This window comes from Kitasatospora sp. NPDC088783 (assembly GCF_044750705.1).
Lineage (GTDB): Bacteria > Actinomycetota > Actinomycetes > Streptomycetales > Streptomycetaceae > Kitasatospora > Kitasatospora fiedleri.
Map to the genome: position 1 here is coordinate 784,119 of NZ_JBIVKJ010000002.1, position 21,063 is coordinate 805,181.

At 74.8% G+C, this 21,063-nt stretch carries 20 protein-coding genes and 2 pseudogenes; 11 read left to right on the forward strand and 11 right to left on the reverse strand.

What is annotated here, in order from left to right; all coding sequences use genetic code 11:
- Window positions 1-52 precede the first annotated feature (52 nt).
- The 5 genes and pseudogenes from ACIP60_RS07785 to ACIP60_RS07805 all read left to right on the forward strand — a co-directional run bounded on the left by ACIP60_RS07785 (window position 53) and on the right by ACIP60_RS07805 (window position 6,975).
- The gene (locus ACIP60_RS07785) at window positions 53-3,544 is read left to right on the forward strand and encodes a discoidin domain-containing protein (RefSeq protein WP_400681178.1); all 3,492 of its coding nucleotides are present in this window, start codon (window positions 53-55) and stop codon (window positions 3,542-3,544) included.
- Window positions 3,545-3,682: 138 nt separating this feature from the next.
- Window positions 3,683-4,105: pseudogene (locus ACIP60_RS07790) on the forward strand (discoidin domain-containing protein); the annotation flags it as partial.
- Between the two features lie 96 nt (window positions 4,106-4,201).
- Window positions 4,202-5,080 (forward strand): annotated as a pseudogene (locus ACIP60_RS07795) (DUF1996 domain-containing protein); the annotation flags it as partial.
- Window positions 5,081-5,182: 102 nt separating this feature from the next.
- Window positions 5,183-5,770: a hypothetical protein gene (locus ACIP60_RS07800; RefSeq protein ID WP_400681181.1), complete on the forward strand. Its 588-nt coding sequence runs from the start codon at window positions 5,183-5,185 to the stop codon at window positions 5,768-5,770.
- 155 nt (window positions 5,771-5,925) lie between these two features.
- Entirely contained in the window at window positions 5,926-6,975 is a 1,050-nt protein-coding gene (locus ACIP60_RS07805) for a LacI family DNA-binding transcriptional regulator (protein ID WP_100834475.1), read from the forward strand.
- A 19-nt stretch (window positions 6,976-6,994) separates the two neighbouring features.
- Here ACIP60_RS07805 and ACIP60_RS07810 read toward each other — a convergent pair whose 3' ends face one another.
- On the reverse strand, window positions 6,995-7,264 hold the full coding sequence (locus ACIP60_RS07810; RefSeq protein ID WP_400681184.1) for a hypothetical protein: 270 nt from the start codon (window positions 7,262-7,264) through the stop codon (window positions 6,995-6,997).
- 197 nt (window positions 7,265-7,461) lie between these two features.
- Here ACIP60_RS07810 and ACIP60_RS07815 point away from each other — a divergent pair, with 197 nt between their 5' ends.
- Window positions 7,462-7,950, forward strand: coding sequence for a GNAT family N-acetyltransferase (locus tag ACIP60_RS07815; protein ID WP_400681187.1), 489 nt, complete (start codon window positions 7,462-7,464; stop codon window positions 7,948-7,950).
- A gap of 111 nt (window positions 7,951-8,061) precedes the next feature.
- On the opposite strand, the gene ACIP60_RS07820 is transcribed toward ACIP60_RS07815, so the two are convergent.
- From ACIP60_RS07820 to ACIP60_RS07850, 7 genes are all read right to left on the reverse strand, one after another.
- Window positions 8,062-8,298 (reverse strand): ferredoxin, encoded by a 237-nt coding sequence (locus ACIP60_RS07820; RefSeq protein WP_111554634.1) that lies wholly within the window; start codon window positions 8,296-8,298, stop codon window positions 8,062-8,064.
- Window positions 8,295-9,545: a cytochrome P450 gene (locus ACIP60_RS07825; RefSeq protein ID WP_400681190.1), complete on the reverse strand. Its 1,251-nt coding sequence runs from the start codon at window positions 9,543-9,545 to the stop codon at window positions 8,295-8,297. Before ACIP60_RS07825 ends, ACIP60_RS07820 begins: the two co-directional genes overlap by 4 nt.
- A 245-nt stretch (window positions 9,546-9,790) precedes the next feature.
- A complete protein-coding gene (locus ACIP60_RS07830; RefSeq protein ID WP_400681193.1) occupies window positions 9,791-10,213 on the reverse strand; it encodes a RidA family protein in 423 nt (140 codons plus the stop codon).
- A gap of 126 nt (window positions 10,214-10,339) precedes the next feature.
- Window positions 10,340-11,221 carry an ATP-grasp domain-containing protein gene (locus tag ACIP60_RS07835; RefSeq protein ID WP_400681195.1) on the reverse strand — a complete coding sequence of 294 codons (882 nt, stop codon included), beginning with the start codon at window positions 11,219-11,221 and terminating at the stop codon, window positions 10,340-10,342.
- The gene (locus ACIP60_RS07840) at window positions 11,221-11,631 is read right to left on the reverse strand and encodes a hypothetical protein (protein ID WP_400681197.1); all 411 of its coding nucleotides are present in this window, start codon (window positions 11,629-11,631) and stop codon (window positions 11,221-11,223) included. The genes ACIP60_RS07835 and ACIP60_RS07840 overlap by 1 nt, the downstream gene beginning before the upstream one ends.
- Before the next feature lie 77 nt (window positions 11,632-11,708).
- On the reverse strand, window positions 11,709-12,215 hold the full coding sequence (locus ACIP60_RS07845) for a GNAT family N-acetyltransferase (protein WP_400681199.1): 507 nt from the start codon (window positions 12,213-12,215) through the stop codon (window positions 11,709-11,711).
- Between the two features lie 57 nt (window positions 12,216-12,272).
- Complete coding sequence (locus ACIP60_RS07850; protein WP_400681583.1) at window positions 12,273-13,748, reverse strand: DUF2252 domain-containing protein; 1,476 nt, start codon at window positions 13,746-13,748, stop codon at window positions 12,273-12,275.
- 232 nt (window positions 13,749-13,980) lie between these two features.
- Between ACIP60_RS07850 and ACIP60_RS07855 the strand changes: the two genes are divergently transcribed.
- The 3 genes from ACIP60_RS07855 to ACIP60_RS07865 all read left to right on the forward strand — a co-directional run bounded on the left by ACIP60_RS07855 (window position 13,981) and on the right by ACIP60_RS07865 (window position 15,712).
- On the forward strand, window positions 13,981-14,382 hold the full coding sequence (locus tag ACIP60_RS07855) for a TIGR03618 family F420-dependent PPOX class oxidoreductase (protein ID WP_100834468.1): 402 nt from the start codon (window positions 13,981-13,983) through the stop codon (window positions 14,380-14,382).
- A gap of 170 nt (window positions 14,383-14,552) precedes the next feature.
- On the forward strand, window positions 14,553-15,293 hold the full coding sequence (locus ACIP60_RS07860) for a hypothetical protein (protein ID WP_400681203.1): 741 nt from the start codon (window positions 14,553-14,555) through the stop codon (window positions 15,291-15,293).
- Window positions 15,290-15,712, forward strand: coding sequence for a winged helix-turn-helix domain-containing protein (locus tag ACIP60_RS07865; protein ID WP_400681204.1), 423 nt, complete (start codon window positions 15,290-15,292; stop codon window positions 15,710-15,712). The genes ACIP60_RS07860 and ACIP60_RS07865 overlap by 4 nt, the downstream gene beginning before the upstream one ends.
- Window positions 15,713-15,818: 106 nt before the next feature.
- Here the strand turns inward: ACIP60_RS07865 and ACIP60_RS07870 are convergent, their stop codons facing one another.
- A complete protein-coding gene (locus ACIP60_RS07870; RefSeq protein WP_400681206.1) occupies window positions 15,819-16,595 on the reverse strand; it encodes a methyltransferase domain-containing protein in 777 nt (258 codons plus the stop codon).
- 178 nt (window positions 16,596-16,773) lie between these two features.
- The gene (locus tag ACIP60_RS07875; protein WP_400681209.1) at window positions 16,774-18,411 is read right to left on the reverse strand and encodes an ADP-ribosyltransferase domain-containing protein; all 1,638 of its coding nucleotides are present in this window, start codon (window positions 18,409-18,411) and stop codon (window positions 16,774-16,776) included.
- Window positions 18,412-18,574: 163 nt separating this feature from the next.
- Between ACIP60_RS07875 and ACIP60_RS07880 the strand changes: the two genes are divergently transcribed.
- The gene (locus tag ACIP60_RS07880; RefSeq protein WP_400681212.1) at window positions 18,575-19,252 is read left to right on the forward strand and encodes a macro domain-containing protein; all 678 of its coding nucleotides are present in this window, start codon (window positions 18,575-18,577) and stop codon (window positions 19,250-19,252) included.
- Between the two features lie 92 nt (window positions 19,253-19,344).
- Here the strand turns inward: ACIP60_RS07880 and ACIP60_RS07885 are convergent, their stop codons facing one another.
- Window positions 19,345-19,818 (reverse strand): MarR family winged helix-turn-helix transcriptional regulator, encoded by a 474-nt coding sequence (locus ACIP60_RS07885; RefSeq protein ID WP_400681215.1) that lies wholly within the window; start codon window positions 19,816-19,818, stop codon window positions 19,345-19,347.
- Window positions 19,819-19,945: 127 nt separating this feature from the next.
- Between ACIP60_RS07885 and ACIP60_RS07890 the strand changes: the two genes are divergently transcribed.
- The gene (locus ACIP60_RS07890; protein ID WP_400681216.1) at window positions 19,946-21,037 is read left to right on the forward strand and encodes an epoxide hydrolase family protein; all 1,092 of its coding nucleotides are present in this window, start codon (window positions 19,946-19,948) and stop codon (window positions 21,035-21,037) included.
- The last annotated feature ends 26 nt before the right edge of the window (window positions 21,038-21,063 follow it).

Below are 21,063 nucleotides of genomic sequence, written 5' to 3' on the forward strand. Positions count from 1 at the left end.
GGGCACCGGCCCTCGACGGTGCCGCCCCCACCCCACCCGATCGGGAGCCCCGATGCCCGCCCCGCCCCTGCGCACCCCACGGCCCACCGGGCCGGTCCGCACCGCACCCCCGACCCGCACCCTGGCGGCCGCCCTGGCCGCCGCGCTGGTCGCGGCCCTGGTCCTGCTGCTGCCCGCCACCCGCGCCCAGGCCGCACCCGTCCTGCTCTCGCAGGGCAAGACCGCCACCGCCTCCAGCACCGAGAACTACGGCACCCCCGCGTCCAACGCCGTCGACGGCAACACCGGAACCCGCTGGTCCTCGGCGAATTCCGACCCGCAGTGGCTCCAGGTCGACCTCGGCGCGCCCGCCGCGCTCAGCTCCGTCACCCTCCAGTGGGAGGCGGCGTACGCGAAGGGCTACCAGATCCAGCTGTCCAACGACGGCGCCACCTGGACCACCGCGTACACCACCGCCAACGGCGCCGGCGGCGCCGAGACCGTCCCGGTCACCGGCACCGCCCGCTACGTCCGGCTGTACGGCACCGCCCGGGCCACCGGCTACGGCTACTCGCTCTGGGAGTTCCAGGTCTACGGCGCCGACGGCGGCGGCACCCAGGGCTGCGGCACCGCCAACGCCGCCCAGGGCAAGGCCGCCACCGCCTCCAGCACCGAGAACTACGGCACCCCCGCGTCCAACGCCGTCGACGGCGACGCGAACACCCGCTGGTCCTCGGCGAACTCCGACCCGCAGTGGCTCCAGGTCGACCTCGGCTCCGCGCAGAACGTCTGCGGCACCGCGGTGAAGTGGGAGAGCGCCTACGCCAAGGCGTACCGCATCCAGCTGTCCACCGACGGCGCCACCTGGACCGACGCGTACACCACCGCCAACGGCGCCGGCGGCACCGAGACCCAGAACGTCTCCGGCACCGCCCGCTACGTCCGGCTGTACGGCACCGCCCGGGCCACCGGCTACGGCTACTCCGTCTGGGAGTTCCAGGTCTTCACCGCCGGCGGCGGCTCCACCGGCACGCCCAGCAACCCGCCGACCAGCAACCCGCCGACCAGCCCGCCGCCGACCGGCACCACCCCGCCCGGCAACTGGACCACCGTGTTCAGCGACGACTTCGCGGGCGGCAGCGGCGGCGCCCCCTCCGCCGCCAACTGGACGGTGCGCACCGGCACCTCCGAGCCCGGCGGCGCCGCCCACTGGGGCACCGGCGAGGTCCAGACCGACACCGCCAACCCCGCCAACGTCGCGCTCGACGGCAACCACCACCTCAACCTGACCGCCGTGCGCGACGGCGCGGGCAACTGGACCTCCGGCCGGGTGGAGAGCAAGCGCGGCGACTTCGCCGCCCCCGCCGGCGGACAGCTGCTGATCTCCGCGCAGATCAAGCAGCCCGGCGTCGCCGACGCCACCGGCTACTGGCCGTCCTTCCGCGCCATCGGCGCCAACGACCGCAGCGGCGGCTGGCCCGCCACCGGCGAGACCGACATCCTCGAGGACGTCAACGGCCGCAGCCAGACCTCCGCCACCCTGCACTGCGGCACCGCCCCCGGCGGCAACTGCAACGAGTACAACGGCATGACCAGCGGACTCGCCTCCTGCCCCGGCTGCCAGAGCGACTACCACACCTACAGCCAGGTCATCGACCGCACCGTCAGCGACGAGCAGATCCGCTGGTACCTCGACGGCAAACAGATCTGGCAGGTCAACGAGTCCCAGGTCGGCACCACCGACTGGAAGAACGCCGTCGACCACGGCTTCAAGCTGGTCTTCAACCTCGCCATCGGCGGCTCCTTCCCGGACAGCGTCTGCGGCTGCACCACGCCCAGCGCCACCACCACCTCCGGCGGCGCGCTCTCCATCGGCGCCGTCACCGTCGCCACCACCACCGGCACCGCCCCCGCCCCGCTCGCCGACCCGCCCGCGGCCACCGGCAAGAGCACCGTCAAGGTCACCGGCGGCCAGGGCAACTGGGCGCTCAGCGTCAACGGCCAGCCCTACCAGCTCAAGGGCGTCACCTGGGGCCCGGCCCAGTCCACCGCCGACGCGCACATGCGCGACCTCAAGGCGCTGGGCGTCAACACCGTCCGCACCTGGGGCACCGACGCCAGCAGCAAGCCGCTGCTGGACGCCGCCGCCGCGTACGGCCTCAAGGTGGTCAACGGCTTCTGGCTCAACCAGGGCGCCGACTACGTCAACGACACCGCCTACAAGAACAGCACCCTCGACTCGATCAAGCAGTGGGTGACCACCTACAAGGACCACCCCGGCACCCTGATGTGGGACGTCGGCAACGAGGTCATCCTCACCACCCAGGACCACGCCTACAACGGCGCCACGGTGGAGCAGGAGCGGGTCGCCTACGCCAAGTTCGTCGAGCAGGTCACCCAGGCCATCCACGCCATCGACCCCGACCACCCGGTCACCTCCACCGACGCCTACACCGGCGCCTGGACGTACTACAAGCAGTACGCCCCCAGCCTCGACCTGCTGGCCGTCAACTCCTACGGCGCGGTCTGCAACGTCAAGCAGGACTGGATCAACGGCGGCTACACCAAGCCGTACATCGTCACCGAGACCGGCGACGCCGGCGAGTGGGAGGTCCCCAACGACGCCAACGGCGTCCCGACCCAGCCCACCGACACCCAGAAGCGCGACGGCTACACCAGCGCCTGGAACTGCATCGCCGGCCACACCGGCGTCGCGCTCGGCGCCACCATCTTCAACTACGGCACCGAGAACGACTTCGGCGGCACCTGGTTCAACCTGATCCCCGGCGGCTGGAAGCAGCCCGCGTACTACTCCGTCGCCAAGTCCTACGGCGGCAGCGCCAAGAGCGGCAACACCCCGCCGGTGATGAACAGCGTCACCCTGAGCCGGACCACCGACGTCCCGGCCGGCGGCACCTTCACGCTCGGCTCGCCCGCCACCGACCCCGACGGCGACCTGGTCCGCTACCAGCTGTACTACAGCTCCAAGTACGTGGACGGCGGCACCGGCTTCAGCCAGGTCCGCTTCACCCAGACCGGCGACGGCCAGTTCACCGTCACCGCGCCCAGGACGCTCGGCGTCTGGAAGGTCTACGTCTACGCCTACGACGGCCACGGCAACGTCGGCATCGAGTCGAAGTCCTTCCGCACCGTCGCCCCGACCCCGAGCGGCACCAACGTCGCCAAGGGCAAGGCCACCACCGCCTCCACCTACCAGGCCGTCGGCAACGGCGCCCCCTACCCGCCGTCCAACGCCACCGACGGCAACTGGTCCACCCGGTGGGCCAGCGAGTGGGCCGACCCGCAGTGGATCCAGGTCGACCTGGGCCAGACCACCTCGTTCAAGCACGTGCAGCTCGGCTGGGAGTCCGCCTACGGCAAGGCGTACCAGGTGCAGACCTCCAACGACGGCACCAACTGGACCACGGTGTACACCCAGGCCAACGGCACCGGCGGCATCGACGACTTCGACGTCAACGGCAGCGGGCGCTACGTCCGGGTGAACATCACCCAGCGCGGCACCGCCTACGGCGACTCGCTGTACGAGTTCGGCGTCTACGCCTGACCCGGCACCGGCGAGCAGGGGGCGTCCGGCCCGTGCCACCGGAACGGACGCCCCCCCGATGAGCCCCCGGTGCCGCGCGGCAGGGAGCGCCGCGCGGCACCGGGTCCCCCCACCCACCGTTCCTCATCCGGAGGTCCGATGAAACACCGCACGTCCCGCGGCGCGCCCCACCGCACCGCACTCGCCGGGACCGTCGCCGCGATCCTCGCGGCCGGCGCCCTCACCGGCGGCGTCCTCACCCAGTCGGCCGCCGCGGCGTCCGACCCGCTGATCAGCCAGTCCAAGCCGGTCACCGCCTCGTCCGTGGAGAGCGCCAGCTTCCCCGCCGCGGCCGTCGCCGACAACAACCTCGCCACCCGCTGGGCCAGCGCCTGGACCGACTCCCAGTGGGTCCAGATCGACCTCGGCGGCACGGCCACCATCAGCCACGTCGAACTGGACTGGGAGGCCGCGTACGCCAGCGGCTACCAGGTGCAGACCAGCAGCGACGCCACCAGCTGGAACACCGTCTACACCAAGGCGGGCGGCACCGGCGGCACCGAGCAGATCGACCTCAACGCCGGCGGGCGCTACATCCGGCTCAACCTCACCAAGCGCGGCACCCAGTACGGGTACTCGCTGGAGGAGTTCAAGGTCTACGGGCAGGTCACCACGCCCGGCAACGGCTACGTCCTGGCCAACCCCCAGGTCACCGGCGCCACCCCGGCCACCGGGAACCCGCCGCACGCCTACTTCCACGAGTTCCAGGCGAACTGCACCGCCAACCACGACCTGCCGGACGACCCGATCGTCTTCCCCGGCCAGTCCGGTGCCTCGCACATGCACACCTTCATGGGCAACACCACCACCAACGCCAACTCCACGCTCGCCTCGCTGCAGGCCGGCGGCACCACCTGCATCGCCCCCGGCGACAAGTCCGGCTACTGGATGCCCACCATGTACGACGGGAACACCCCCGTCGACCCGGTCGGCCTCCAGACCATCTACTACAAGAGCGCGATCAACGACTACACCGCCGTCCGGCCGTTCCCGCCCGGCCTGCGGTTCCTGGTCGCCAGCCCCAACGACAGCGCCACCGACTTCACCACCCACCCCGGGTACGTGGCCGGCTGGGAGTGCGGCACCAGCTACCACACCTCCGACCTGCCCACCAGCTGCCCCGGCGGCGGTGCGCTCAACATCCGCTTCCAGGCGCCCAGTTGCTGGAACGGCCTGTACCTCGACACGCCCGACCACAAGAGCCACATGGCCTACCCGATCGACGGGGTCTGCCCCGCCGACCACCCGGTCGCGCTGCCGATGATCGAGTTCAAGATGGCCTTCCCGGCCAACCTGAACAACCTCGCCCAGCTCCACCTCTCCAGCGGACGGGGCTTCTCCTTCCACTACGACTTCTTCAACGCCTGGGACGCGCCGACCCTGGCCGCACTGGTCAACCACTGCATCGTCGGCGGTCTCCAGTGCAACGCCCGCGGCTACGACGAGAACCAGCCCGGTAAGGGCGCCGCGCTCAACGAGCAGTACCTTCTGCCGTAGCACCGAGCCGTAGCCCGAACGCGCGACACCGGCCCCGCCGCCACGGACCCCCACGTCCGGCGGCGGGGCCGGCCCGCGCACCACCCCCACGGAGGACCACCGATGAGGCTTCGCCGCACCGCCGCGCTGCTCCTGCTGCTCACCGCCGTCGGCTGTGGAACAGCCGGCAGCCCCGGCTCCGACGCCGCGCCCCCCGCCACGGGCGCGCCCGCGAGCCCGTCCGCCGCCGCGGGAGCCTCCGCCGGGGCCGCCGCGTCCGACCGGCCCTCCGACGCCACCTCGATGATCTGCAACCCGTACTTCCGGCAGGAACTCGCCGGCGCCCTCGGCACCGACATCGACCGGCCGCTCGCCCCCAGCTGGGAGAAGCGCGTCTACAGCTGCGAGTACCACTACCCCGCCGGCAGCATGACGCTCTCGGTCAAGGAACTCCCCGACCCCGCCACCGCGCTCGCCCAGTACGACGGGCTGCGCGGCAGCGCCGGGGCCGTCACCGACCTCAACGGCCTCGGCGAGGCCGCCTACAAGCGCGCCGACGGCACCACCGTGGTCCGCAAGGACGGCTTCGTGCTCACCGTCGACGTCGCCAAGCTGCCCGAGACCTTCGGCACGCCCCCGCGCAGCCGGGCCGACGTCGCCGTGATGACCGCCACCACCGTCATGATCTGCTGGAAGGAGCACAGTTCGTGACCGGACGCGGACGCCCGCTGCCGACCGGACGCGACCGGGGGACCGTCCCCGGTCGCGGGCCGCAGCGCGCGCCGGAGCACCCGGCGGGCCGGGGCGCGGATCACGCTTCGGAACGTGTTGGGAGAGCGCTCTCCGAGCGTGCTATAAAGGGCCTCATGAGCAGCGAAGCCCTCAAGCGCGCCACCACCCTGGAGGACGTGGCGCGGGTCGCGGGCGTCTCCCGTGCCACCGTCTCCCGCGTCATCAACGGCGTCCGCAACGTCGACCCCGCCATCCAGGAAGCCGTCCGCCAGGCCATCGCCCGCACCGGCTACGTCCCCAACAGCGCCGCCCGCTCCCTGGTGACCCGGCGCACCGGCGCCCTCGCCCTGGTGATCTCCGGCAGCGACGCCCCCGAGACCCCCGACCACCACGTCGGCGGCGAGATCTTCTCCGACCCGTTCTTCGGACGCGTCGTCAGCGGCGTCTTCACCGGCCTGCGCCCGCTCGACCTGCACCCCGTCCTGATGCTCGCCGACAGCGGCGAGGCCCGCGACAAGGCGCTCACCTACCTCCGGCAGGGCAACGCCGACGGCGCGATGGTGGTCTCCACCCACAGCCGCGACCCGCTGCCCGCCCAACTGCTCGCCGCCGGCATCCCCACCGTCCTGTTCGGCCGCCCCCCGACGCCGCTCTCGCTCTCCTGCGTCGACCTCGACAACCGCGAGGGCGGCCGGATCGCCGCCGACCACCTCACCGCCCGCGGCCGCCGCCGGGTCGCCGCCATCTCCGGCCCGCTCGGCGTCCGCGCCGCCCGCGACCGGCTGTCCGGCTTCCGGGAGGCGATGGCCGACCACGGCATCCACCAACTCCCGCACGTCGAAGGCGACTTCACCCGCGAGGACGGCGAGCGCGCGATGACCTCGCTGCTGCGCCGCTACCCCGACCTGGACGGCGTCTTCGCCGCCAACGACCTGATGGCCCAGGGTGCGCTGGCCGTCCTGGCCGAGCAGCGCCGCCGCGTCCCCGAGGACATCGCGGTGATCGGCTTCGACGACTCCTCCGCCGCGACGGCCGGCCGCCCCCACCTGACCACCGTGCGCCAGCCGGTCGAGGAGATGGCCGCCGAGATGACCCGCGTCCTGCTCGACCACCTGGCCCGACCCGGCCGCGCCGCCACCACCGTCCTGTTCGAACCGACCCTGATCGAGCGCCAGTCCGCCTGAACGGGAGACTGGCGCGCGGTCAGCCGCCGTCCTGCGCGATCCTGATCATCTGGAAGACGATGAAGGCGACCGCCCCGGCACTCAGCACCATCAGCAGCGGGCCCATCCGGCGGTTGTTGCCGAGCACCAGGAACGCGCGCGCGTCCTGGCCGTTGCGGGCCATCTCCTCGACGACCGCGCGGTTGCGGGCGGTGTAGTGGGTGGCGACGCCGCGGAAGTCCGTGAACAGGGCGAGGCCGAAGAGGAAGAAACCGAGCGGGAACAGGGCCAGGATGACGAAGATCAGCACGGCGGTGAGGATGGCAGCGGGAAATACCTGCTGTCCAGGGGGTTTGACCAAGGTTTTGCCCCAGCGGCCGGGCGGCCGGGCGGTTCCGGGCCGAGCCGTTCCGGGCTGGGCGGTTCCGTGCCGGGCCGTGCCGTGCCGGGCCGTGCCGTGCCGTTCCGGGGCGGGAAATCGGTTGATCGGCTGATGACGGTTTCCGTATGACAAGCACACTCCGGCTGGAAGCGGTCACCGCCGCCAACCTCGACACCGCGCTCGCCCTGAAGGTCCGGCCGGAACAGGAGCACCTGGTGGCGCCGGTGGTGAAGTCGCTCGCCGAGGCGTACGTCCACCCCGGGGTGGCCCGGCCGCGGCTGATCCTGGACGGCGACCGCGCGGTCGGGTTCCTGATGGCCTTCTTCGGCATCGACTTCGCGGGCGACGGCACCGGTGCCGACCTCCGCTCGGGCCTGTGGCGGCTCACCATCGCGGCGGGCGAACAGGGCCGCGGCTACGGGCGCTTCGCGGTCGAGGCGGTGGCCGCCGAGATCCGCGAACGCGGCGGCACCCGGCTCACCACCACCTGGTACGTCGGCGAGGACGGCCCCGAGCGCTTCTACCTGCGCCTGGGCTTCCGCCCCACCGGGGAGACCAGCGGCGACCAGCGGGTCGGCGAACTGGCACTCGGACCGCGCCCGGAAGGACGCTGAGGGCCGCCGCCCGGCCCCGCGCGCCGCGTCGGCCCCGGGCATCGCGTCGGCCCCGCGCGCCGTGCCGACCGTTGGTGCGCCGACCGTTGGTGCGCGGGGGCCGACGGCGGGTCACCAGGCGGGGGCGACCAGGTCTCCGGTGGTGGCGTCGCGGACGGTGATGGCCTCGACCGGGCACATCTCGGCGGCCTCGGTGAGCTGCTCGGAGCCCGCCGTGGACGGCCGGACCGGGGTGGCCCGGCCGTCGGGGGCCAGGGCGAGGTCGGCGGGGGCGGTGCGGGCGCACAGGCCGCTGCCGATGCAGCGGACCCGGTCGACCGTCACGACCAGCTGCGGGGCGTCGCTCACCAGGTCACCTCCAGGCGCAGCGGGCTGCGGGTGAGCAGGCCGGTGCGCCACTCGATCCGGTCGACCGGGGTGGCCAGGCGCAGCTCGGGCAGGGCGCGGGCGAGGTGGTGCAGGCCCAGTTCGAGCTCCATCCGGGCCAGCCAGGCGCCCAGGCAGTGGTGCGGACCGGCGCCGAAGGTCAGCGACGGGGTGCCGAGCGGGGCGAACAGGTCGAGCGGTCCCGGCGGGTAGACCTCCGGGTCGGCGTTGGCGGCCGTGGTGTCGGCGGCGATGATCGCGCCCGCCGGGATGGTCACGCCGCCGATCTCCAGGTCGGCCGTCGCCCGGCGGAGCGCGCCCGGCGCGTTGGTGCGGTCGCCGAGCGGGACGGTGCGCAGGATCTGCTCGGTCGCGGCGACCGCCGCCGCCGGGTCGGTGCCGATCCGCCGCCAGGCCCCGGCGTGCTCCGGCTGCTCGGCGCGCTCGGGGTCGAGCAGGTAGACCAGGGCGTTGCCGAAACTGGTCATGGTGGTCTCGTGCCCGGCGATCACCAGCCCGATGGTGAGCGAGGTGATCTGCCGCTCGGTCATGCCGCCGGTCCGGTCGGCGGCCAGCACCAGCGAGCTGACCAGGTCCTCGCCCGGGTTCTCGCGCCGCTCCTGCACCAACTGCTGCCCGAACGCGCCGAACTCCTCGATCGCGGCCCGGATCTCCTCGGCGCCGTACGCCGTGGTGGACAGCGCGTGGTCGCTCCAGTAGCCGAGCCGCTCGGTGTCCAGCCCCTCCAGCTCCATCAGCCGGCTGATCACCCGCACCGGCAGCGGCTTGGTGAGCGCCCCGATCACCTCGACCGGCGACCCCGAGGCGACCAGGCCGTCCACCAGCTCCCGCACCACCCCGTCCACCCAGGGCCGCCAGCGCTCGATCGCCCGCGGCGTGAACGCGCGCTGCACGGTGCGGCGGATCGCCTGGTGGTCGGGCCCGTCGCTGTTCAGGATCGAGGACGGGTCGTCCAGGATGTTCGGCGTCAGGGTGGTCGGCGGCGCGTCCGGCGCGTACAGCGTGGCCCGGCCCAGGTCCGGGTGGGCGAGGGCCTGCCGGACGTCCGCGTGCCGGGTCAGCACCCACACCGGCGTCCCGGTCGGCAGCGCGGCCAGCCGGGGCGGGCCGGCCTCGGCCCGCAGCAGGCAGTGCAGCGGCACCAGCGGCGGCGTGCCGGGGGCTCCGGTGGTGGCGGCGGTCGCGTCGGTGGTCGCGTCGGTGGTCATCCGTCCTCCTGCAAGGCACCTGCACGGGCCGAGGACGCCGCCGGGCGGCGGCTCCTCGTCCCCCGACCGTATGCGGCCGACCCCGCCCGGGAGTAGAACGCAAATCAGCCACCGCCGGACCCGGAGATCCTCCAACTGGTGTTCGAGGAGCGGATGTTGGTGCGGATCGGGGGCCGGGTCCGGGAGCCGGGGGTTCCCGTCCCCGGCCCGCGGCGGGAGCTGGTGGCTCGGCCGGTGACGGTCGCTCAGCCGGTGGCGGCGGCTCGGTCGGCGACGACGGCCAGGGCCTCGATCTCGATCAGCACCTCCGGCCGGAACAGCGCCGCGACCTGGACGGCCGAACTCGCCGGGGGCCGCGCGGTGTCGACGTACTCGTCCCGGACCTCGCGGATCGCGGGCAGGTACGCCACGTCGGTGACGAACACGGTGAACTTCACGACGTCCGAGAAGTCGGCCCCGGCCGCCGCCAGGCAGCGCCGCAGGTTCTCGAACACCTGCCGGGCCTGCGCCGCCGGATCGCCCGGGCCGACCAGGTCGCCCCGCTCGTCGAACGCGACCTGCCCGGAGACCTGGACCAGCCGGCCCGTCCCGGTGACCACCTGGGTGTAGCCCGTGCCGGGGGCGACGCCCGGCGGCTCGGTGATGTGGGTGAGGTGAGAAGTGCTCATGGCGGTCATCCTCACCCACCCCCGCCCCGGGCGCACCGGAGTTTCCCCGCCCACGGCCGCCGCGCACCCGAGCGGGCGGTCAAGTGGCCTGCCGAGTAGGAGAGTTCGGTTCAGGGCGGGGAGGTGTCAGCCGACCACCTCGGGCAGCGGGCGCAGGAACGGGCGGTCGGCGGCCGGGAGTCCGGCGAGCGGACCGGCGGCGCGCAGCACCACGTCCAGCACGGCGTCCGAGTCGCAGGCGTAACCGCCGCTCGCCCAGGCGGCGTTGGCCTCGACCACGGCCCAGCCGCGTTCGGTGCGGCCGAGGTCGACCACGACGGCGCTCGGCAGCGCGGCGGGGCCGGTGGCCGCGGCCAGCACGTCGGCGGCGAAGGCCGACAGCTCCGGGGCGTCCGACTCCGGCGCAGCGACCGAGAGTTCACCGCCCAGGGCGTAGCGGGACGCGGCGCGCACCGCGCCGTCCAGCACGAACAGGCGGAACTCGGCCTCGAACCGGAGCACTTCGCTGACCAGCACCGGCGTGCCGTCGTCCAGCAGTTCGGGCCCGGGCAGGCCGCGGCCGTCCCCGTACACCCGGGCGGTGAAGTGCTTGTCCGCCGGGGCCTTCACGAAGGCCGGGCCGGACCGCCCGCGCGCCTCCGCCAGCGTCGTCAACTCGACCCGGCGAAGCGTCAGTTCGCGCGGCAGCGCGGCCAGCCAGCCCTGGACCGGCTCCAGCGGGGCCACCCCCAGCTCCCGCCCGACCGCGTCGGCGAACAGCGGCCCGCCGTACAGGTGCACCCGCGCCCCCGCCAACTCCCGCGGTGCCCGCCAGGACGCCGCCGTGCACGCCCGCAGCCCGCGCCGCCCGGCGGCGGTGCGCAGCTGCAGGCCGGTCTCGTTGATCCGGGGGGCGAGCAGCAGGGTGGGGCCGGTGCCGGTGGGGGAGATGCCCGCGATCCTGCCCTGCCGCCGCCGACCCGGGCCACGGGTTTTCCGCCGGTGCCAGCCGGCGACCGGCCCAGGCATCAGCCGACGGCCGGCCCCGGCATCAGCCGACGACCGGTCCCGCCGCCCGCCGCCGGGCGTCGGGCGTCGTGCAGCGGCGGGCGGAACGGCACCTCGACGTGCACGATCCGCCCGTCGGCGACGTCGAGGACCAGCTCACCCCGCTCCGACAGCAGCGGCACGCAGCGGTGCCCCGGGCCGTACGGGGTGCCGGGGTCGTGCGCGGCGGTGGCGAAGCTCTGGCAGAGGTCGTCCCGGCAGGGGCACGGCGCGACCAGCCGGACGTCCCGGACACCGAGCACCGGCCAGGACTCGCCCTCGGCCGCCGGCAGCGCGACCAGCTCCCGGACCAGCTCCGGGTACACCTCGCGCGCCAACGGCGGTTCCCCGCCCCGCGGTTCCCCGACGGGCAGCGGCACTTCTGGGTCCATGCGCCAGGACGGTGGTAGCGCCCCCCGCCTGCCCGCGCCCGGAAGACCGGCGGGCCGGGAGCACCCGGGCGGGGGCGTCAGAGGTCGCGGCGCATCACCAGGCGCGGCCACCGGTCCAGGCCGTGGGCCGCCTCGCGGGCCCGGACCTCGCGCAGGCCCGGCCCGAGCGCGTCCGGTGGCACCGGGCGGAAACCGCAGCGGGCGTAGTACGGGGCGTTCCACGGCACCTCGGCGAAGGTGGTGAGGGTCAGCGCCGGGAGCCCCTCGGCGGCGGCCAACGCGGCCAGGTGCTCCAGCAGGTCGCGCCCGATGCCCCGGCGGGCGTACGCGGGGTGCACCGAGACCTGCTCGACGTGCAGCGCGCCGTCGATCCGCTCGGCGATCAGGTAGCCGACCGGGCGGTCGGCGCCGTCCACCGCGACCAGGGCCGGGCCCGCGTCCAGGAACGCCGTCAACTCCTCGACCGAGAGCGGCTCGTCGTCCGCGATCACGTCCATGCCGACCTCGCGGAAGCAGCGTCCGGCCGCCCGCTCGATCTCCTGGAGCAGCGGCAGTTCCCCGGCCCGGGCCTCACGTATGCGCATGCTCCCATTGTGCGCACACGTGGGACCGCCGTGATCGCCGCCACCCCGGCGGCCGGTTCACGCGCCCGGCGCGGGCTCCGCGGCGAGGCGGCCGGTGCGGATCGCGGCGAGCAGGGCCGCGTGGTCGGCCTCCGACCGGTCGGCGTAGGCGACCGCGAACCGGGCGACGGCGTCGTCCAGGCGGTCGTCCTTGCCGCAGTAACCGGCGATCAGCGCGGCGTCCGCGGTGTGGGCGTGGGCGCGGGCCAGCAGGGCGCCGGTGAGGCGGCCGTAGTCGTCGAGCTGGGCGGGCGACAGCGCGGCCGGGTCGACACTGCCCTTGCGGTTGCGGAACTGCCGTACCTGGTAGGGGAGTCCGGCGACACTGGTCCAGCCCATCAGCGGATCGGACACCACCTGCATCCGCTTCTGCCCGAGCACCACCCGCCGCCCCTCGTGCCCGCCCTCCGGCGGCACCGGGAACCCGGCCCGCACCAGGTGCGGCAGCAGCACCGACGCCCGGGCCTCCTTCACCTGCAGCACCAGCGGCCCGCCCCGGCGGTCGGTGAGCAGCACCACGTACGAGCGGGTGCCGACGCTGCCGGTGCCCACCACCCGGAACGCCACGTCCTGCACCCGGAACCGGGCCAGCAGCGGGTGCAGCTCCGCCGGAACGGTGTGCCGGTAGGACGCCAACGACCCCGCCACCAGCTCAGCCTGACGGTCCGTCACCTCGATGAGGATCGGCGGCGCCGCGACGAACCGCCAACCCCCTTCCCCGGTAAGGACGGTGGAGCGCGCCGCGAACTTCGCCCCGGTGTTGCGCAGCGCCTTCGCCGAGACCGCCGCCAGCAGCTCGCTCAGCTCGTGCGCACCCGCGAACTCCACCAACTGGTGGTCCGCGATGGCGTCCCAGGCGTTCCAGGCGTCCAGCGCCGGGAGCTTCGCCAGCCGCCGCACCGTCCGCCGGTAGGTCGCCGCCGCGTCGAACGCCGCCTGCCGGCAGGCGGACTCGTCCGCCCCGGCCTGCCGGCCCGCGAGCACCAGGCTGGCCGCCAGCCGCTTGAGGTCCCACTCCCACGGGCCGGAGACCGTCTCGTCGAAGTCGTTCAGGTCCAGCGCCAGCCGGCCCCGGGCGTCCCCGTACAGGCCGAAGTTGGCGGCGTGCGCGTCCCCGCACAGCTGCGCGGCCACACCGCTGACCGGCGTGGTCGCCAGGTCGTGCGCCATCAGGCCCGCCGAACCGCGCAGGAACGCGAACGGCGACGCCGCCATCCGGCCCACCCGCAGCGGCACCAGGTGCGCCAGCCGTCCCGCGTTCGCCGACTCCACCGCCGCGACCACCTCCGGCCGGGACGCCGACAGCACCAGCCGCGCGTGCGACTCCAGCGGCACCCGCTCGCGCAGCAGCTTGCCGCGCCGCTTCGGACCCTCCCCGCGCGCGACCGCGTCCAGCTCCAGCAGCACCGCCGACGGGCGGGCGGGCACTGCGGAGGCGTCCCCCGCGAAGCCCTCCACCGCGAACTCCCGCGACCGAGACGGCAGTTCCACCACCGCCACCGGCCCCGCACCCGCCGGGCCCCCGAACCGGTCCGCCACCCCCGGGGCCCCCGGAGCCTCCGAAGCCGCCGGATCCTCCGCCCACGCCTCCACCGCCGACACCCGCACTCCCCTCCGACCGCGGCGGGGACCGCCCCCACCAGCGGTGACGCTACCCGGCCGGGCCGGTCCGGACGCGGGCGGGTCCGTCCACCGGGCCCGGCGGGGCCGCCCGTAGCATGCCGACATGGCACACGACATCCACCACCTCGACCCGGCCTACCTCGACTTCTGGCGCGAACGCCACCTGTGCACCCTCACCACGCTGCGCCCCGACGGCACCCCGCACGTCGTCCCGGTCGGCGCGACCTTCGACCCGGAGACCGGCACCGCCCGGGTGATCAGCAGCGGGGACAGCCGCAAGGTCCGCAACGTGCTCGCCGCGGGCGAGGCCGGGCAGCGGGTCGCGCTCTGCCAGGTCGACCGGGCCCGCTGGGCCACCCTGGAGGGCCGGGCCGTGATCCGGCAGGACGCCGCCTCCGTCGCCGACGCCGAGCGCCGCTACACCGAGCGCTACCGGCAGCCCCGGGAGAACCCCGAGCGGGTGGTGATCGAGATCGCCGTCGACCGCGCCCTGGGCCGGGCCTGACGGGTCGCGGGTCCTGGCGGTCCTGGCGGTCCTGGCGGTCCTGCCGGGCTTGAGGGGCCGCCGGGCCGCGGGGCCGCCGGGCCGCCCGGTCACCCGGTCGCCAAGGACGAGAGGCGGCCGGTCGCACTGACTCTCTTGCGGCAACAGGTCTGTGATGCAAAGCTTGCTGCATGACAGACGCCTCGGTGCCGCTGCCCGGCACCCCTCGTGAAGTCCTGTCCGGCCTCGGCGAGTTGACCCGCCGGGTGCGGGCGGTCCAGCGCGACGCGTGGATCCCGCTGCTGCTGTTCGGCCTGCTCACCACCGGCGGAATCCTGGTCGACCGGCTCACCTTCCGGCGCGAGACCGTCCCCTGCCCCGGCGGCCCGGCCGCCCCCGGCGGGCTCTGCGCCGCGATGCGACAGGGCTCGCCCCTCTACTGGACGGTCGGCCTGCTGGCCGCCTACGCCGCCACCGCCTGGTGGTACCTGCACCGCTCCCGCCGCCGCGGCGTCGGCACCCCCGTCCGCCCGTACGTGCTGGCCGGGCTGGCCGCCGTCGTCGCGCTGACCGCCACCACCTGGTGGGGCGCCTCCCAGCCCGGGCCGGGCGCCGACCTGGAGCTCTGGGGCCGGCACCTGGCCGCGAACGCGCGCGGCACCCTGCTGCTCCAGCAGTTCCTCGGCGGGGCCGCCGCGATCGGCGTGCCGCTGCTGGTGCTGGCCCGGATCGAACGCAGCCGCGCCCTGCTGCTGTTCGCCCTCGGCTACCTGCTGCTCGAACTCGCCCCCGTCACCTCCGGCTGGTGGGGCCTGGCCGCCGGTCCCTGGTCCGGCGCGTCCCGGCTGGCCCTCCCCGCGCTCTACCTGCTCGCCGGGGCGCTCCTGTTCGGCCTCGCCACCCGCCGCGCCCGCCCGCAGGCCGACGCGTGAGCCCGGCCGGAACCCGTCCCGGAGCCGGAGCCGGAGCCGGAGTCGGTGCCGGGGCCGACACGGGGGCCGACGCGGGGGCCGACGCGGGATCGGGGGAGGCCGCCGACCAGCACCCCGCCAAGGCCCTCGACGACACCGTCCACCAGCGCATCCGCCTCGGCATCCTCACCGTCGCCCACCAGGCCCGGCGCGCCGAGTTCGGCTTCCTGCGCACCACCCTCGACCTGACGGCCGGAAACCTCGGCCAGCACCTCACCGTGCTGGAGAAGGCCGGGCTGGTCGCCATCGAGAAGGGCTACGAGGGCCGCCGCCCCCGGACCTGGGTCACCCTCACCCCCCAGGGCGAACGGGCCCTGCGCGAGGAGGTCGCCCAACTCAAGCGCCTGATCCGGGAGATCGAGGCCGCGGGCGGGAGCTGAACCCCCGCCGGAGCGGCCCGCCGGAGCGGCCCGCCGGAGCGGCCCGCCGGAGCGGACCGCCGCGGCGGTCCACAGCCGGACCCCGGGCCCGGGCGGGCCCTCGGTCTCAGGCCCGGGCGGTGACCACGTGGAAGGTGACGGCGGCCAGGAAGGTGCCGGTGGCGAGGTGGGTGAGCCAGCGGTCGGCGTCGTCGGGGGAGAAGTAGCCGGCGGCCACGGCCCGGCGGGTGACGCGTTGCAGGCCCAGGACGCGGTCGGCGGTGGAGACCTCGCGGAAGACCGGGGTGAGCGGGCGGACGTCCACCACGTCGAGGCCGGAGTCGGCGGCCAGGCGCGGGAGCTGGCTGCCGATCCGGGCGTTGCGCACCGCCTGGTCGGTGACGTACCGGGTGTAGGCGGCGGTCAGCGCGGGGTCCGGGTGGTCGACGGTCAGGGTGCCCCAGTCCGGCTCGCCCAGCACCAGCAGGCCGCCCGGTCGCAGCACCCGGCGGGCCTCGCGCAGGGCCAGGCCCGGGTCGGCGACGTGCTGGAGCACCCGGTCGGTCCGGGCCCGGTCGCAGCTCGCGTCCGCCAGCGGGAGTTCGTGCAGGTCGCCGAGCCGGACGCCGACCTGGAGCAGGTGGGCGGTCCGCTCGGCGGCGGTGTCCACGGCCGCCAGGTCGTGGTCTACGCCCAGGACGGTGCCCTCCGGCCCGGCGGCCTCGGCCAGCGCGGGCAGGTCGGTGCCCGGGCCGCACCCGAGGTCGACCACCGTCTGCCCGCGCTCCACCGCCAGCGCCGCCAGCATCACCGATTTGTACTCCCGGCCGAGTTCGGAGACGGCCAGCCGGTCCAGGTAGGCGATCGGATCGGGCGGCACGGACTCGAACACACGGGAGGTCATGACGCGCAGTCAATCAAACCTGCCCCCGTCAGGGAAGATCCCGGGGACGGCACGGGGCAGGACAAGGGGCGTACGCCGGGCCGGGGGGCGCACCACGCCGCCCCGGCCGCGACGCCGGGAGCACCGGCCCGCGACGCCGCGGCGGACCCCGGCCCGGCGCACGCCGCGAGCCGCCCGGTCAGGACACCAGCGGCCGCTCCGCCGACTCGGTGAGCGTCACCGTGCACAGCCCGCCGCGCTCCGCGACCACGTCCGTGACGGTCAGCCGGGTGCCGGGCAGCAGGATGAACTCCTCCTCCTCGGTGAACGCCGAGAACTCCCGGATGCCCACCGCCCGGGCCGGACGCACCTCGAACAGCGTGCGCCGGCCCCGGCTGCCCAGGAACGAACGGGCCACCGCCGGACGCGAGGTGCACGAGGACACGCCCCACCAGGTGACCGTCCGCCCCAGCGGGTACTGCGCCCGCAGGTCCAGCGCCACGCCGCGCCACAGTGGCTCCGGGCGGGCCGGCAGCCGGTCCACCGCGTCGAACAGCAGCCGCAGGTACGGCAGGTACGGGGTCAGCCCGGCCCGGTCCGGGTGCCGCAGCGCCGCGTTCAGCTCCCGGTAGAACGACGACTCGCAGGTGTACAGGTGCAGCGCCGCGACCGCCTCCGCGTCCAGCGCGCCCGTGCCCGTGCCCGTGCCCGCCCCGGCCCTCGCGTCCGCGTACCGCTTGCCGAACTCGTGCGCCGACCCGACGCACCGCTCCAGCCCGCGCAGCAGCGCCGCCACCGGCTCCACCGCCTCCCGGAACCCCATCCGCTCCAGGTCGAACACCCCGGTGACGGGCGGGAGTTCGAGACCCTCGTCCTTCACCGAGGCGAGCCGCTCCAGGTACAGCTGGTGCAGCTCCATGGTGGAGGCGATGAACGCGCCCATCCGGGAGGCGGTGCCCGCGTCGGTGCGGCCCTCGGCCGCCGCCGCGGCCTGCCAGCCGGTGCTCGGCAGCCAGTCCACCGGGTCCGCGCCCAGGCCCTCCAGGGCCGCGTTCACCGCCGCGAAGTGCGCGCCGTCGCAGAAGACGTCGCCCTGCGCGGCGGGGTTCGGGTGGTCGATGTGCTCCACCCGCACGTCCGGGTACTTCCCCTCCAGCCGCCGCACCACCGTCCTCAGCGCCCGCGCGTGCGCCCCCCACCAGGCGAACACCACGCCGCGGTCCTCCTCCGGGCCCTCCTGCTTGGCCCGCAGCACCTCCTCCACGACCTTCTCCACCACCGGCTTCCAGAACCCGGTGTGCGCCGCCGGGCCGGTCGAACCGTCACTGCTCGCCGTCAGCGCCGCGTTCAGCAGCAGCACGCCCTGGGTCAGCATCGCCTGGAACCACTCCGGCGGCTGCACGGTGCCATGCTGGGCCAGCAGCGCCCGCAGGTCGGCGATCGGGGTCTTCTTCGGGATGCCGTACTTCCACATCGCCGCGGCCTTGATGATGCAGCGGATGCTCACCACCCGGCCGAACTGGCTGTCCTTCCAGTCGTGGAAGGTGTTGTCGAACATCGCGATGCCGGTCGCGCTCTCCGACCGCGGGTACGGGTTCTGCCCGAACACCACGACCTTCCACTTCCCCGGCGGGTTCGGCTTCAGCGCCTGGAACGTCAACTCCCGCACCGGCACCACGTCCTGCGGGCGGCCCGGCCCGATGAACGAGGCCGCGTCCGGGTGCCGCGCGATCACCGGCCCCAGCACCGGCAGCCAGTCCTCGCCGCCGCCCGCGAACAGCTCGGCGAGCGCCAGCGGGTCGTCCGGGGCGGCGGGGGGCGGGGTGGACTCGGCCATGACGGTGCTCCAACGAAGGCGAGGGGGCGGCAGGGACGCGGGGGACGCGAACGGAAGATCACGTTAGACCGGGCCGCCGACAGACCGTCAGCCCGGGGCTGTCGGTGCCCGCCGATAGGGTCGGAACCGACAACGAGCCCCCGGCCGAACGGAGTTCGCCCGCATGACCGTCAAGCACGCCCCCGAGCCGCTGCGCGTGGTGCTGACCGACCTCAACCCCGACGTGGTGGCCGCCTGGCGCGCCGCGTTCGCCGACACCCCCGGCGTCGAGGTCCGCACCGGCTCGATCCTGGACGTGGACGTCGACGCCTGGGTGACCCCCACCAACTCCCGCGGCCGGATGGACGGCGGGCTGGACGCCGTGATCAAGCGGCACCTCGGCGCGGGCATCCAGCTGCGCGTCCAGCGCGCCGTCCGGGACGGCCACGGCGGCGAGCTGAGGGTCGGCAGCGCGGTGTGCGTGCCCTCCGGCGCGGCCGTGCCCCGCTTCCTGATCTCCACCCCCACCATGCGCACCTCCGGCCAGGACGTCAGCCAGACCCTGAACGTCGCGCTGGCCTGCGCCGCCGCCTTCCAGGCCGTCCACCGGCAGAACGCCGCCACCCCCGGCAGCATCGCCTCGGTCGCCCTGGTCGGCCTCGGCGCGCAGACCGGCCGGGTCCCGGCCCGGATCTGCGCCAACCTGATGTGGACCGGCCACTCGCTCTTCCAGGACCATGAGTTCACCGACGACGACGAACTGCGCGCCACCGTCACCGGCCAGCTGGACGACCTGCTCGCCGCCCCCGTCGAACGGCCGGTCCGCCTCGCCGTCCCGGCCCGGAGCGCGCGCCGGAGCTGACGCGCGCCCCCGGCCACCTCGGCGCGCTGCGGCGCTCCCGGTGCTTCCCGTGCCCCCGGCCGCCCCGGCCCTCGGCTCGGAGGGGCGGCGGCTCAGCCGTGGTCGGCCTCGTGCGCGGGGCGGTGGTACGAGGTCAACCGGGCCAGCAGGGCGGTGAGTTCTGCGCGCTGGTGGGGGGTGAGCGGGGCGAGCAGGTCCTGCTGGGCGGCGTCGACCAGGGCGTCCAGCCGGTGCAGCCGGGCCCGGCCGGCCGGGGTGAGCGTGATGACGTTGCGGCGCCGGTCGACCGGGTCGGGGTCGCGGACCAGGAAGCCGGCGTCGGCGAGTTCGTTCAGCACGGCGACCAGGTCGCTGCGGTAGATGCCGGTGCGGCGGCTGAGCTCGGCCTGGCTGACGGGGCCGGTCTCGGCGAGCGCGACCAGGGCCGCGAAGTGCCACTTGCGGGCGCCCTCGGCGGCCAGCCGCTCGGCCACCAGCCGGTCGGCGGCCGCGGCGGCCCCGGCCAGCAGGCGGCTGGGGATGGCGCGCAGCCGTTCGGGGGTGGCTTCCTCGGGGGCGGGGCTCATGGGCGGGTCCTCCACTGTTGCGTTAGTGCCACTAACAGTCTACCTTCGTTAGTGCGACGAACGTTTATGGCGCTAACGAATGCGCCGCCCACCGCACCCGAACCCGCCGCACCCCAGGGGGAACCCGGTGATCGAGCCCTTCCGCATCCACGTCCCGCAGGCCGACCTCGACGACCTCGCCGACCGCCTCGCCCGCACCCGCTGGCCCAACGAGATCGACGGCGCCGGCTGGGACTACGGCTTCCCGCTGGCCCGCCTCCGGCAGCTCGCCGAACACTGGCGCACCCGCTACGACTGGCGCGCCCACGAGGCCCGGATCAACGAACTGCCGCAGTACACCACCGAGATCGACGGCCAGCGGATCCACTTCCTGCACCTGCGCGCCGACCGCCCGGACGCCCTCCCGCTGATCCTCACCCACGGCTGGCCCGGCTCCTTCCTGGAGTTCCTGGACGTCCTCGAACCGCTGCGCCGCGACTTCCACCTGGTGGTCCCGTCCATCCCCGGCTTCGGCTTCTCCGGGCCCACCACCGAACGCGGCTGGGACGTCCCCCGGGTCGCCCGCGCCTGGGCCGCCCTCATGGAGCGCCTCGGCTACCGGCGCTACGGCGCCCAGGGCGGCGACTTCGGCGCGGGCATCTCCACCGCCCTCGGCGCGCACGCCCCCGAGCGGGTGGTCGGCGTGCACGTCACCTACCAGCCGCTGCCGCCCGACCCGGAGGCCGGCCCGCTGTCCGCCGCCGACGAGGCCCGACTCGACCGGGTCCGCCACCTCCAGGCCAACCGGCCCCCGTACCAGGCCCTCCAGGCCGCCACCCCGCAGACCCTCGGCTACGCGCTCACCGACTCCCCGGTCGGCCAACTCGCCTGGATCGCCGAACGGTTCGCCCAGTGGACCGACCCGGCCACCCCCGTGGACGACGAACGCCTGCTCACCGACGTCTCGCTCTACTGGCTGACCGCCACCGCCGCCTCCTCCGCCCGCCTCACCCGGGAGACCCCGCGCGGCGGCACGCCCTGCCCGGTGCCGCTCGGCGTCGCGGTCTTCGCGCACGACATCACCCTGGCCGTGCGCCCGCTGGTCGAACGGCGCTACGACGTCCGGCACTGGTCGGAGTTCGACCGCGGCGGCCACTTCGCCGCGATGGAGGTGCCCGAGCTGTTCGCCCGCGACGTCCGGGCGTTCTTCACCGCGCTGGCGGCGGCCCCGGCGCGGTAGAAGAGAACGGCCATGTGGACAAAGGG

Coding starts and splice junctions, on each gene's coding strand:
- ACIP60_RS07855 (WP_100834468.1), top strand. CDS start 13,981: ATGGCACACGACATCCACCACCTCGACCCGGCCTACCTCGACTTCTGG.
- ACIP60_RS07885 (WP_400681215.1), bottom strand. CDS start 19,818: ATGAGCCCCGCCCCCGAGGAAGCCACCCCCGAACGGCTGCGCGCCATC.
- ACIP60_RS07835 (WP_400681195.1), bottom strand. CDS start 11,221: ATGCCTGGGCCGGTCGCCGGCTGGCACCGGCGGAAAACCCGTGGCCCG.
- ACIP60_RS07840 (WP_400681197.1), bottom strand. CDS start 11,631: ATGGACCCAGAAGTGCCGCTGCCCGTCGGGGAACCGCGGGGCGGGGAA.
- ACIP60_RS07805 (WP_100834475.1), top strand. CDS start 5,926: ATGAGCAGCGAAGCCCTCAAGCGCGCCACCACCCTGGAGGACGTGGCG.
- ACIP60_RS07880 (WP_400681212.1), top strand. CDS start 18,575: ATGACCGTCAAGCACGCCCCCGAGCCGCTGCGCGTGGTGCTGACCGAC.
- ACIP60_RS07875 (WP_400681209.1), bottom strand. CDS start 18,411: ATGGCCGAGTCCACCCCGCCCCCCGCCGCCCCGGACGACCCGCTGGCG.
- ACIP60_RS07785 (WP_400681178.1), top strand. CDS start 53: ATGCCCGCCCCGCCCCTGCGCACCCCACGGCCCACCGGGCCGGTCCGC.
- ACIP60_RS07860 (WP_400681203.1), top strand. CDS start 14,553: ATGACAGACGCCTCGGTGCCGCTGCCCGGCACCCCTCGTGAAGTCCTG.
- ACIP60_RS07830 (WP_400681193.1), bottom strand. CDS start 10,213: ATGAGCACTTCTCACCTCACCCACATCACCGAGCCGCCGGGCGTCGCC.
- ACIP60_RS07825 (WP_400681190.1), bottom strand. CDS start 9,545: ATGACCACCGACGCGACCACCGACGCGACCGCCGCCACCACCGGAGCC.
- ACIP60_RS07845 (WP_400681199.1), bottom strand. CDS start 12,215: ATGCGCATACGTGAGGCCCGGGCCGGGGAACTGCCGCTGCTCCAGGAG.
- ACIP60_RS07800 (WP_400681181.1), top strand. CDS start 5,183: ATGAGGCTTCGCCGCACCGCCGCGCTGCTCCTGCTGCTCACCGCCGTC.
- ACIP60_RS07870 (WP_400681206.1), bottom strand. CDS start 16,595: ATGACCTCCCGTGTGTTCGAGTCCGTGCCGCCCGATCCGATCGCCTAC.
- ACIP60_RS07815 (WP_400681187.1), top strand. CDS start 7,462: ATGACAAGCACACTCCGGCTGGAAGCGGTCACCGCCGCCAACCTCGAC.